This is a genomic window from Pseudomonas putida W15Oct28, assembly GCF_000708715.2.
GTDB classification, from domain to species: domain Bacteria; phylum Pseudomonadota; class Gammaproteobacteria; order Pseudomonadales; family Pseudomonadaceae; genus Aquipseudomonas; species Aquipseudomonas putida_R.
The window spans coordinates 1-12,286 of record NZ_JENB01000079.1 but is presented as its reverse complement, the minus strand read 5'-3'; the positions used below and the strand labels follow the sequence as shown (position 1 = coordinate 12,286).

Sequence of the window (12,286 nt, the reverse complement as noted above, 5' to 3'; positions counted from 1 at the left end):
GTGGGTAACACGCTGGACAACATCATCATCGGCGGCGCTGGCAACGATGTGCTCAATGGCCGTGAAGGTGCCGACCGCCTGGCGGGTGGTCTCGGCAATGATACCTACATGGTGGATAACGCTGGGGATGTGCTGATCGAGGCTGCAGGGGCCGGTACGGATAGCGTGCGTACCACGCTGGCCAGCTACACCCTGGGTGCCAACATCGAAAACCTGACGTATACCGGAGTGGGCAATTTCAGCGGTAGCGGTAACACGCTGGACAACACCATCACCTCAGGTGCTGGCAACGACCTGCTCAACGGTGGAGCAGGTAACGACCAACTGTTGGGCGGAGGTGGCAATGACACCTTGAACGGTGGCGACGACAACGACAGCCTCGATGGCGGTCTTGGCAATGACATCCTCAACGGTGGCACAGGCAGCGACACGCTGTTCGGTGATGCTGGCAACGACGTGCTGTCGGGTGGTAGCGGCAGTGACTTCCTCAACGGTGAGGTTGGCGACGACACGATCAACGGCGGCGCCGGCGATGACACGATGATGGCCACTGATGGCAATGATGTCTTCCAGTTCGCCGCTGGCTTCGGCAATGACCTGATCATCAACTTCGACAGCAACGCGACCGGCGGCCAGGACCTGCTGGATATCACGGCCTTCAACATCACCGCGGCAACCTTTGCCGCCAGCGTCACCATCGCCGATGTTGGCGACGATACGCTGGTCAGCATTGGTGCTACCGACTCCATTCGCCTTGTAGGAGTGGCGGATGCAACCACAGTGACTGCAGCGGACTTCACCCTGGTCGGTTGAGGGCCTGAAGGATAAGCTGTTTGTTTGAAAGCCAGGGGCCGCAACGCGGCCCCTGGCTCACTTGCCGGCTAGCCCCGCATGCACCTGCAACTCTTCATCGATGAACGCCGCAATCATCGCCCGGTAAACCCGCTCCACCACCTCCGGCGAAGCTCCTGTTTCCCCGGCAATACCCCGCACCTTGGCAATCACCTGCTCGACCCGCGCCGGTGCGCGCACGTCGTCGGTGGTTTTCTTGAAAGCGGCCGCCTGGGCGACCAGCTGCCCGCGTTGGGCGAGCAGGGCAACCAGGCTCTGGTCGATGTGGTCGATGCGCGCGCGAACGTCTTCGATCGATGTGCAGCGTACGTCCATGTGTGTAGCTCCTTGTTGAAGTCCAGGCACAGTACCATTCGGGCTCAATGCCCCACCAGTTCCCCCAGCAAGCGCTGCTTGTACCCCTGCAACACCTGGCTGTCCCGCTGGCGTGGGTGCGGCAGATCAATGCGCAAGTCCTCGCGAATCCGCCCCGGGTGCGCGTCCATCACGATCACCCGATCGCCCAGGTACAGCGCTTCCTCGATGTCGTGGGTCACCATGATCACCGTGCAGCGCTCCTGCACCCAGATGCGCTGCAGTTCCTGCTGCAAGCGCACCCGGGTCAAGGCATCCAGCGCGCCGAGCGGTTCGTCCAGCAACAGCACCTTGGGCTTGTTCACCAGTGCCCGGGCAATTGCCGCGCGCTGCGCCATGCCGCCGGACAGCTGGTGCGGGTAGGCGTGCTCGTAACCACTCAGGCCCACCAGTTCGATGTGTTCGGCCACCAGGCGGTTCTTCTCATCAGCCGGTAGCACGTGGTTTTTCAAGGCCAGGGCAATGTTCTGCTGCAGGGTCATCCACGGGAACAGGCGGTGGTCCTGGAACACGATGCCGCGCTCCAGGCCCGGGCCGCGCACGGGTTGCCGGTCGAGCAGGATCTGCCCCTGGTAGTCCTGGTCGAGCCCGACAATCAGCCGCAGCAGGGTGGACTTGCCACAGCCGCTGGCGCCGAGGATGCTGACGAATTCGCCAGGGCGGATGTCCAGGTCGATGCCTTCGAGCACCGGCACGTGTTTACCCTTCAGCGGGTATGCCTTGTTCAGGCCGCGAATGGTCAGCGCGCCGGTGCTGGCGATGGTGGGTAAAGCGTGGGCGATGGCGTTCATGGTCGGGCCTTTCAATGGTTGGTGCGCCAGCGCAGCAGGCGGCGGGTGAGCAGGGTGCACAGCCAGGACATCAGGTAGCCACTCAGGCCGATGCACAGCACGCAGACCACGATGATCTCCATGCGCGCCGCAGCTTCAGCGTTCATCATCAGGCTGCCGAGGCCGGCCCCGGCAGACAGGAACAGCTCGCTGCCCACCGAGGTTACCCAGGCGAAGGCCAAGGCTTGCAGCACCCCGGCGGCAATGCCTGGCAGTGCGGCGGGCAACAGGATCAGCCAAAGCTGCTGCCAGCGGCTGAGCATCAGCACCCGTGCCGCTTCGCGGTGTTGGCCGGCGACCTGGCGCAGGCTTTCAAAGGTGTTGAGCACCATCGGGTACAACGCTGCCAGGCTGACGATCAGCAGCTTGGCGCCTTCGCCGTTACCCAGCCACAAGGCGATCAGCGGGATCCAGCCCAGCATCGGCACCTGGCGCAAGGCATGGAACAGCGGCGCGATCAGGCGGTTGGCGGGGGGCGACAGGGCCATCAGCGCACCCAGCCCGACACCGCCGACAATGCCGATGGCCAGACCGCTGCAGGTGCGCAACAGGCTGGCCCACAGGTTGACCAGCAACTCACCACTGCCCAGCAGTTCGGCCAGTGCCGTGCCCACCTGCGCCAGTGGCACGAAGGCATAGGCCCCGGCTGCCCCTTGGCGCGAGGCATACTCCCAGGCGCCGAGCAGTAACAGCGGCAGTACCAGGCCACGCAAATCAGGTCGTTTCATCACAGCCTCCTCAACGGCTCTGCCAGGCGGACAGGTGGCGTTCCACGCGTCGCAGGGTGAAATCCAGGCTGAAGCCGATCAGCCCGGTCAGCACAACGCCGACCATCACTACGTCGATGCGCAGCATCTGCCGGCCCATCTCGATCATCTGCCCCAGACCGCTGTCGGCCGCCAGCAGCTCGCACGCCACCAGCACCACCCAGGCGCGGGTCAGGGCCACGCGTATGCCGGTGACAATGGCCGGCACTGCAGCGGGCAGGGCGATCCGGCCTACCAGCGTGGGCCAGCGCAAGCGGTATACCGCAGCCACTTCGAAATGGCTGCGCGGGATTGCGCGAATCCCTTCGCAGGTGGCCAGTGCTACCGGGAAAAACGCAGTCTTGGCGACGATGACCACCTTGAAGGTTTCGTCCACGCCAAACAGCAGCACGAACATCGGGATCAAGGCGATGCTGGGTACTTGGCGCAGGGTATGGAACAGCGGGGCACAGTAGGCCTCCACGGTTTTCGACAAGGCCAGCGCCGCGCCGAAGCCTAGGCCGGCCAGCGCGCCGCCAGTGAAGCCCAGGGCCAGCCGCGACAGGCTGCCGGCCAGGTGCTCCTGAAGCTCGCCGGTTGCCAGCAGGTCGTTAAGGCTATGCCACACCTCAAGCGGTGGGATCAGCAGGTTGGCCGGAAACAGCCCGGCATTGGCCACCACGGCCCAGAGTGTGAGCAGGGCCAGAGGGGAGATGAACCAGGAAAGACGAGAGAGCACGCGCATGGCTGGCCTTGGGAAAGCAGAGTGTAGAGGTGTATCGCAAGAGCTGTGCCAGGCGGCGAAAGCCCCGGTTTGCGGGGTTGGAGGACGAGGGTGGTGCTTGGGCAGCAGCGAGGTGCTGCTAGAGCAGCAGTCAGTCAGCAGCATCGGTGCTGGCTTCTTCGCGGGCTTGCCCGCTCCCACAGGATGGCACCTGTCTGCAAACCTGTGCAGTACCTGTGGGAGCGGGCAAGCCCGCGAAGAAGGCAACCCGGTTTCAGCTTAGAAGTCGTAGCTCACGCTGGTGTAGTAGAACGCCCCCTGCGCGCCTTCCGGGCTGGTGATGGAGTACTTGGGCACGCCGTACAGCTGCGCACCCTCCGCTTTGTCCGGGTGGCTGTCGAACAGGTTGATCGCGCCCGCCGACAACGTCAGGCCCAGGTCGAAGCGGTACGACACGTCCAGGTCGGTCACCCACTGCGGGCTGAAGGTCTGGTCCAGCGTCGGGTTGGCGGCGTTGCGGTTTTTCCATTCACCATAACGGCGCTGGGCCACGGTGACGCTCCAGCCGTCGTACAGCCAGTTGGCACTGAGGGTCAGCTTGTCCTCGGGCGTACCATCCTCGATCAGCCCCTGGGTGTTGCGGCCGATGATCTGGTTGCCGGGGATGCTGCCCACATCATCCAGCCCGGTTATACGGGTGTTGTTGCGCGCGTAGCCGCCGTTGAAGTCCACGCGGCCCCAGCGGCCCACATCCAGCTGGTAATGGCCGGCCAGTTCGAAGCCGTCGGTACGGGTGTCGGCAATGTTGGTGTAGAACGCCGCGCTCTGGATGTTGGCGTAGGGGGTGCCGGCGAAGATCGGGCCCACCACCGCTGCAGGCAACTGGTCGGACAGGGTGATGCGGTTGTCGATGTCGATACGGTAGGCGTCGAGTGTGACCGAGGCGTTGGGCAATGGGCGCCAGACCAGGCCAACGGAGAAGTTGGTCGACTCCTCAGGCTTCAGCGCCTTGCCGCCAAGCAGGGCCGCTTCCGGGCTGTCGGCGCGCAGGGTGCGCTGCTGCACCTCGACCCAGTTGCCACTGCCCGGCGGCTGCTCCACCACCTGAACGCTGAACGACGACAACCCACTCTGCACCAGCGAAGGCGCACGGTAGCCGGTGCTGGCGCTGGCGCGGGCTGCAATCTGCGGGGTGAAGTCGTAGCGCAACGACAACTTGCCGTTGGTGGTGTCGCCGAAGTCCGAATAGTGCTCGCTGCGCACGGCCACGCCGGCCTGGAATTTCTCGGTCAGCTGGGCTTCGACATCGAAGTAGGCACCGATCACGCGGCGGTCCAGCGACACGGCGTCGACCTGGGTGATGCCCGAGTAGTAACCAGGAATGCGCCTGCCGCTGATGGGGTCGATGGTGTTGAACAGGGGGCCGTTGGACCAGCCGGCGGCGTCGCCCTCGCTGAGGTCGTATTTTTCCTGGCGCCAGGCCAGCCCGGCGGAAACGGTCAACGGCTTGAACAACCAGTCGTTGGCGAAGTCGCGGGTCCAGTCCAGGGTCAGGTTGGTCTGGTCGGCTTCGCGGCGGCCGGTGTAAATGGTCGACGGGCTGGCGCTGCCCCAGCTTGGGTTGATGGCGTCGTGGTCGGTGGAGTCGACGCGGTTGTTGCCGTAGTTCAGGGCCAGGTCGAATTTGCCCAGGGCCTGGTCCTCGAAGCGCAGGCCACCGGTGACGGCAAAGTCTTCCAGGCCGTAGCGGGTGACCGGCAGGCGGCCGTCCGGGTAGCGCGCCAGGGCTACGCTGCCGTAGTTGTTGCGCAGGGTGGTGGGCGGGTCAAAAAAGTTCTCGGCATCCGTATTCTTGTGCGCATAGGTGGCAAAACCGTAGGCGCTCAACCCCTCGCTCAAACCCATTTCGGCGTTGGCGGTGAAGTTGTACTGGTCCGAAACATTGCCCGAACCCCAGCGCCAGTTGCGGTAGCGGTTGTTCTGCTCGCGCGCGGTGTCGATGCTGGTGGAACCGGGGTAGAAGATGCGGTTGTCGTCGCGGGTGTCGCTGGCCGGGTCCTGGGAGCCTGCGTCGAAGGCCAGGGTCAGGAAGCCGTCGTTGGGCAGGGCAAAACCCTTCCAGCCGCTGAGCTTGCGTTGCAGGCCATCGCCTTTCTTGTAGCCGCCGAAGCGGTAGCCGGCATTACCGCCTTCGTCACGCTCCTTGAGCACGATGTTGATCACCCCGGCGATGGCGTCCGAGCCGTACTGGGCGGCCGCGCCGTCGCGCAGGATTTCCACCCGTTCGATGGCCGACAGCGGGATCAGGCTGAGGTCCACGGCTGCCGCGCCACGGGCGTTGACCAGGCCCTGACGGGTGACGTTGGCGCTGGTGTGGCGGCGCTTGCCGTTGACCAGCACCAGCACCTGGTCCGAGGCCAGGCCGCGCAGCGAGGCGCCTTGGGCAATCGAGCCGGCAAAGGCGCCCTGGGGCGACTGCGGGAAGCTGAACGAGGGCGACAGCGCGGTGAGTGCCGCGGACAGGTCGCTGGCGCCGGTTTCCTGGAGCTTTTCGCCGCTCAGCACATCGACCGGGGCGGCGCTTTGCTGGGCGGTGACGTCGCTGCGGTGGGTACCGACCACGACCACGGTGTCGAGGCGGTCGTTGGGTTCGCTGGCGAAGGCGGGCACGGCGAGGCCGGCGATGGCCAAGGCGATGGCGCTGGCCAAGGGGGTGTGGTGGGGCATGGGGTGTTCCTGCTGAATGATGTATTGGCAGTACTGGCCTCATCGCCGGCAAGCCAGCTCCCACAGGTCCCCACAAGTTTCAGGCCCTGTGCTGTACCTGTGGGAGCTGGCTTGCCGGCGATGAGGCCCGAAAGGGCAACCTAGAACCGGCTGGTAACGCTGAGCCCGACGGTGCGTGGGTCGCCGTAGGTGATCACGTACTGCCCGGCGGTGCCGTTGGGCCGGCCGTGCACCTGGTAGCGGCGGTCGGTGAGGTTGTTGACGAAACCGGTCACGCTCAGCTTATCGTCGTGGCTGAACCAGCTCAGGCGGGCGTTGGCCAAGGTGTAGTGGGGCTGGCTGAGGGTTTCGTCGGCGCTGCTCTGGCGGTCGGCCAGGAAGTACTCCTTGTCACGGAAGCTCACATCGCCACCGGCCACCAGCTTGCCGCCCACTTCCAGCGGGATGGTGTAGTCGGCACCCAGCGACACCACGTTGCGTGGCGAACGCACGAAGCTGTTGCCGCTGTAGTCGCCGGTTACTGCACCGGTATTGGGGTTGGTGTTCTTGAAGTCGGTGTATTCGGTGTCGAGGAACGACACCGCCGCGCGCAGGTGCAGGCGCTCGGTTGGCTGGCCTTCGATCTCCAGCTCCGCGCCCTTGACCTTGCCCTTGGCGCCGTTGGTCAGCGCGGTGGTGAGCACGCCGTTGTTCACCGTCAGCAGGTTCACCTGGATGTCGGAGTAGTCGTAGTAGAACAGGTTGGCGTTGACGGTCAGGCGGCGGTCGAACCACTCCGACTTCAGCCCCAGCTCGTAGGCATCCAGCTCTTCCGGGTCGACTGTGGTCAACTGCGCCAGGCTGGTCGACAGCCCGGTGTTGAAGCCGCCCGAGCGGAAGCCGTGGGCGTAGCGGAAGAACACCCGCAGGTTGTCGTTGATGCGGTACTCGGGCGTCAGGTCGTAGGTCCAGGCTTCCCAGGTCTTGTCTTCCTGGCGGTTGCCGTTGGTCCCCACGCTGCCCAACGGGACCAGCGGGCCGTTGGCGGTGGCGCGGGTCAGCTGCACCAGGTCCAGGTCGATGTCCTTTTTCTCCTGGGTCCAGCGCAGGCCGCCGGTGACGCTGAAGTCATCGGTGAAGTCGTAGGTCAGGTTGCCGAACAGCGCATAGCTGTCGGTGCGGTGGTCGAAGCCCATATCGCGCAATGCTGTGGTGCCCACCTGGTTCGAGCCGGTGCCGTTGGGCGTCGGCCCGGGGGTGACCACCCGCTGTGCCGAGCTGTCGAGGTCTTCGTGGAAGTAGTGCGCACCCAGCAGCCAGTGCAGCGGGCGGTCTTCCGGCGAGGCCAGGCGAAACTCCTGCGACCATTGGCGGTAGCTGTTGTCGGTGATCGACGCGCCGTTGACCTCGTAGGGGGTATAGTCGGCGTCGCTGGTGGAGCGGTTGCGGATGTAGTCGTAGGCGCTGATCGAGGTCAGCGTGTAGTCGCCCAGGTAGTAGTTGAACGTCAGCGAGGCGCCGTCGTGGTCCAGGCGGTAGTCTTCGTTGACGTTCAGCGAAATGTCGCGGCCATGGGGGCGTTCGTAGCCGACGTTGTAGTAGCGGCCCACGGGTAGCGAGCCGTTGCTGCCGTCGCCCTTGAACTGGCGGCTGTGCACCTTGAGCAGGGCGTCCAGGTCGGGGTTGAGCTGGGCCAGGAACTGCAGGCGGATGGCTTTCTTGTTCACATCGCCATAGGTGTTGCCGTCGAAGTCGTTGTTCTGGAAGCCGTCTCGCTCTTCGGAATACAGCGCTACTCGCCCGGCCAGTTTTTCATCCACCAGCGCGCCGCCGATGGCGCCCGTGACGATGCGTTCGTTCTTGCTGCCAAAGCCGACGGTGCCATACCCGTCGGTGTCGAAGGTGGGCTTCTTCGAGATCACGTTCACTGCACCGGCCGTGGTGTTCTTGCCATACAGGGTGCCTTGTGGCCCACGCAGGATTTCGATGCGCTCCAGGTCGAACAGCGGCCCGCCGCCGGCAATGGGGGCGTTGAGGTAGACGTCATCGGCGTAGATGCCGACCGGGAAGACCGTTGCCGCGCCGGTGTCACCGGTGCCCAGGCCACGGATGTACCACCGCGGGCGACCGTCGCCGTCAGGGTTCTTGGCCGAGGCGTTGGGCACGAAGGTGGTGATGTCGCCCATCGAGCGCACGCCATCGGCGGTGATGCTGGTGCCTTTGATGGCCGATACGGCCACCGGGACTTCCTGCAAGGTCTGCTCGCGGTGCTGGGCGGTGACCGTGACGGTTTCCAGGGCCGGTTCGGTTTTATTGTCTTCGTTGGCGGCGATGGCCTGGCTGCCGGTGCCGGCCAGCAGCAGCGCCAGGCTGATCTGGCGGGCGAGTGGATTGAGCTGGTGCATGGTGGATCTCCCCGTATGTAAAGCGTTGTTGGGGAGAGCTAGAGCAGGGACTGTGCCATGTTGTTAAGTGGCTGATTTGTAATGGTTATTTCCTGATTTTTAAAAGGTGTTGCAGACTGGGCAGCAGTGGGGTGCTGGGCGGGTGCTGCTGGGGCAGCAGTGGGGTGGCTGAAATTGTTGGGGCCGCTTTGCGGCCCATCGCGACACAAGGCCGCTCCTACAATTGATCAGCGTAAGCCGGGCCCCTGTAGGAGCGGCCTCGTGTCGCGATAGGGCTGCGCAGCAGCCCCAACAATCTCAAACGGCCAACCGAGAAGTCGAACCGATCACACTCTCCAGCACGCGAAAATCAATCCACTCCCGCACATCGAAACGCCGCGGTATGAACCCCCACCTGAACAGGAACTCGGTAAAGTCCTGCAGCGCCTCGATCGAGCGGCTGTCCAGGGTAGTACGCAAGCGCCGGTGCGCATCATCGCCATAGGCCGCCGCCACCCAGTACTCGCTGGTGTTCAGCTCGCGCGCCAGAAAGCGCCGGGTATCGATAGGGTTGGCCCAGGCCCATTGCTCGGTGCGCAGCACCGTGTCGACCAGCGTGCGGCTGGCATCGAAGTGGTTTTCCAGCAAGTGCCGGTCCACGGTCAGCGTGCGCGGGGTGCCGTTGTTGCTACGGATCAGCGGGTCGGGGTGGCTGCCGGTGTCGACCACCACACGCAGGCCGAACTCGTGGGCCAGGTGCACCGCATGCGCACCCTTGAGGAAGATGGCGTCGATGTCGCCCCGCAGCAGGCCGATCAGCTCATTGTTGCGGCGGCTGAAGCGGCTGGTGTCCAGGCTCACTTCGGCGCCGTACAGGTGCTGCTTGGCATCGTCGCTGTAGGTGCCGCCGTAGGGGTAGTCGACCAGTTCCACATCGGCTACCGCCAGGCCTTCGAGCTTCAGGGCGTTTTCCAGCCCGCGCAGGGCCTGGGCGCGGGTGAAGTCGATCTGTACGTTGGCCCACTTGGGTATGCCGAAACGGCGGTTTTTCAGGTCGCGAATGCTGCGTACGCCGCTTTCTTCGGTGGTGAGGATCAACTGCACCTCATCGCTCCACGAAAGCCCCAGCATGCGGGTCTCGACGCCGCTGGCGTAGGCCCAGATCGCCGGTATGTTGCCGCCGTGGCGCACCGAGTTCTGCAGGTGGTGGTCGTAGTGGGCTTCGCGCACCTCGCGTTCGCTGGACTCGCGCAGCGACTGGATATTGGTGCCGAACGGCGTAAAGGCCTCGGCCAGGCGCCCCGACTGCACGGCGATGCCGAGGCCGGTGGGCACGGGGCTGTGGGTGTACCAGAGCGTTTCCAGGGGCTTGGTCATGGGGTAACGGGTTTCCTGTCCATTTGGAGGGGGGCCAGCAGCTGGTCCAGTGGTTGGCGGGTGATCCAGTCGCGCACCTCGAAGCGCGCCGGGATGAAGCGCCAGCGCTTGAGGAACTCGACAAAGTCCTGCAAGGCATCGATGGCCTGTTCGTCCAGGCGCGTGCTCAGGCGCAGGTGGGCATCGGAGCCGTAAGCCACTTGTACCCAGTACTCGCTGCTGTTGGTTTCCCGCGCCAGGTAGCGGCGGGTTTCGTCGGGGTGCTGGTGGGCCCAGCGTTCGGCGCGCAGCACCGAACCGAGCAGGGTGCGCACCACCTGCGGGTGCTGCGCGAGCAGGTGGCTGTCGACCGCCAGGGTACGTGGCGTGCCGTTGTTGCTGCGGATCAGCGGGTCGGGGTGGCTGCCGGTGTCGATCACCGTGTGCAGGGCAAAGGCGTGGGCCAGTTGCACGGCGCTGGCGCCCTTGAGGAAGATTGCATCGACCTCGCCGCGCAGCAGGCCGGCCAGCTCCAGGTTGCGCCCTTCGCTCTGGGTGCTGGACACCGGCGTGCCGGCCACGTTGCGCACCGGACGGTCGCTGAAGGTGCCGTCGTAGCGGTAGTTGACCAAGTCTACGTCGCCCACTTGCAAGCCTGCGAGCTTGAGGGCGTTTTCCAGCCCGCGCAGGGCCTGGGCGCGGGTGAAGTCGATCTGCGCGGCGGCCCAGTCGGGCAGGCCGAAGCGGCGGCCCTTGAGGTCTTTCACGGTGTGGATGCCGCTGTCTGGCCGGGTCAGGATCAACTGCGCCTCATCGGCCCACGACAGGCCGATCACGCGGGTGTCGCGGCCCTGGGCGCGGGCCCAGATGGCCGGGATGCTGCCGCCGTGGCGTACCGAATTGAGCAGGCTGTGGTCGAAGTGCGATTCGCGCACCGCTTGCTGGTCGGCTTCACGCAGGGACTGCACCTGGGTGCCGAGGCCGGCCAGGTCTTCCTGCAGCCAGCCTTGCTGCACGGCAATGCCCAGGCCGGTGGGCACCGGACAGCGGGTGTACCACAGGGTATCGAGGGGTTGGCTCATGTTCAGCTCCGGTCGGGTTCAGGCGCTGGCCTGCAAAGGGGGGGTGGTGGCTGCTTGCTGCACCAGCGGCAACACTTCCTGGCCGATGCGCAGGGCTTCTTCCAGGTGCGGGTTGGCGGCGAGGATGAAGGTGCTGAAACCGGCATCGCGGTATTCCGCCAGGCGTTCGGCGATGTTCTGATGGCTGCCCACCAGGCCCACGGTGGGGCCGGGCTTGGCCTTGGCGAAGCCGGCCCACAGGTTGCGCGCCAGGATCAGTTCGTCGAAGCCCTGCAGGCCTTGGTGATAGGCCGCCTGGCGAGCACCGCCGACAGAGTCCGAGCCGGTCACGAAGCCCTTGGCGCTGGCGCTGGCCTTGCCTTCCAGGCGCTCGAACTGCTGGCGCAGCTCGCGCCAGGCTTGCTCTTCGGTCTCGCGGGCGAACAGGTCGACACGCAGGCCGAAACGCACCGTGCGGCCTTGCTTGTCGGCCAGTTCGCGCACCCGTTCGATATGCGGCTTGAGCTTGTCGATCGGTTCGGCCCAGTTCAGGTACACATCGGCGTGGCGCGCGGCCACGTCCAGCGCGGCATCGGAAAAGCCGGAGAAGTACACGCCCGGTTTGCGTTCGTGTTGCAGGCCCGGCGGCAGGCTGCCGTTTTCCAGGCGGTAGATATCGCCTTCGTAGGAAAACTTGTCCTGGGTCCACAGGCCCTGGATCACGTCGAGGAATTCGCCGGTGCGCTTGTAGCGCAGGTCATGCTCCAGGAAGTCGCCATTGGCCCGTTGGCTGGCCGGGTTACCGCCGGTGATGATGTTCCAGTCCAGCCGGCCACCGCTGAGGTTCTGCAGGATTGCTGCCTGCTGGGCGGCGTAGGCGGGCAGGGTCCAGGTGGCCTGGAAGGCGATCAGAAAGCGGATGCGCCGGGTTTCGCGGGCCAGCGCCGCGGCCGCGATCCACGGCTCTGGGCCGGTGGGCAGCAGTGCGCCTTCGAACCCGGCCAGCTCGGCAGCCTTGGCCACCTGTGCGATGTAGTCGATGTAGGTGAAGCCATCGGCCTGGCCATCGGGCAGGCGGCCGGGGGCGATGTTGCCGGGGCGGTGCGCGGGGTTGCCGCGGTTGTGGCGGTCGGTGGACAGTTGCGGGCCGTCGGTGCCCAAGGGCAGGCGCCAGAAGAATTCGGTGGTCATGGGGGCTCCTGAAGGGGGAGGGTGTGCGGATGGGGAGGCTGGTGCAACGGCTGTGCCATGCGTGGTGCACGGCCTGTGGGGC

The 12,286-nt window shown here is 65.3% G+C and carries 9 protein-coding genes and 1 pseudogene; 1 reads left to right on the top strand and 9 read right to left on the bottom strand.

From position 1 onward, the window contains the following. Positions 1–813 (top strand): annotated as a pseudogene (locus AK81_RS27355) (calcium-binding protein); the annotation flags it as partial. A gap of 57 nt (positions 814–870) precedes the next feature. Here the strand turns inward: AK81_RS27355 and AK81_RS27350 are convergent. From AK81_RS27350 to AK81_RS27310, 9 genes are all read right to left on the bottom strand, one after another. Beyond that, entirely contained in the window at positions 871–1,167 is a 297-nt protein-coding gene (locus AK81_RS27350) for a chorismate mutase (RefSeq protein WP_043204344.1), read from the bottom strand. Between the two features lie 44 nt (positions 1,168–1,211). After that, a complete protein-coding gene (locus AK81_RS27345; protein WP_043204343.1) occupies positions 1,212–1,997 on the bottom strand; it encodes an ABC transporter ATP-binding protein in 786 nt (261 codons plus the stop codon). 11 nt (positions 1,998–2,008) lie between these two features. Then, complete coding sequence (locus AK81_RS27340) at positions 2,009–2,764, bottom strand: ABC transporter permease (RefSeq protein ID WP_043204342.1); 756 nt, start codon at positions 2,762–2,764, stop codon at positions 2,009–2,011. Positions 2,765–2,774: 10 nt separating this feature from the next. Beyond that, positions 2,775–3,527 (bottom strand): ABC transporter permease, encoded by a 753-nt coding sequence (locus AK81_RS27335; protein ID WP_043204341.1) that lies wholly within the window; start codon positions 3,525–3,527, stop codon positions 2,775–2,777. 258 nt (positions 3,528–3,785) lie between these two features. Beyond that, positions 3,786–6,233 carry a TonB-dependent receptor plug domain-containing protein gene (locus tag AK81_RS27330; RefSeq protein ID WP_043204339.1) on the bottom strand — a complete coding sequence of 816 codons (2,448 nt, stop codon included), beginning with the start codon at positions 6,231–6,233 and terminating at the stop codon, positions 3,786–3,788. 140 nt (positions 6,234–6,373) lie between these two features. Then, on the bottom strand, positions 6,374–8,617 hold the full coding sequence (locus AK81_RS27325) for a TonB-dependent receptor (RefSeq protein WP_043204337.1): 2,244 nt from the start codon (positions 8,615–8,617) through the stop codon (positions 6,374–6,376). Positions 8,618–8,914: 297 nt separating this feature from the next. Then, positions 8,915–9,973: an ABC transporter substrate-binding protein gene (locus AK81_RS27320; protein WP_043204336.1), complete on the bottom strand. Its 1,059-nt coding sequence runs from the start codon at positions 9,971–9,973 to the stop codon at positions 8,915–8,917. After that, positions 9,970–11,034 (bottom strand): ABC transporter substrate-binding protein, encoded by a 1,065-nt coding sequence (locus tag AK81_RS27315; protein WP_043204335.1) that lies wholly within the window; start codon positions 11,032–11,034, stop codon positions 9,970–9,972. Before AK81_RS27315 ends, AK81_RS27320 begins: the two co-directional genes overlap by 4 nt. 18 nt (positions 11,035–11,052) lie before the next feature. Beyond that, on the bottom strand, positions 11,053–12,204 hold the full coding sequence (locus tag AK81_RS27310) for an LLM class flavin-dependent oxidoreductase (RefSeq protein ID WP_043204334.1): 1,152 nt from the start codon (positions 12,202–12,204) through the stop codon (positions 11,053–11,055). Between the last annotated feature and the right edge of the window lie 82 nt (positions 12,205–12,286).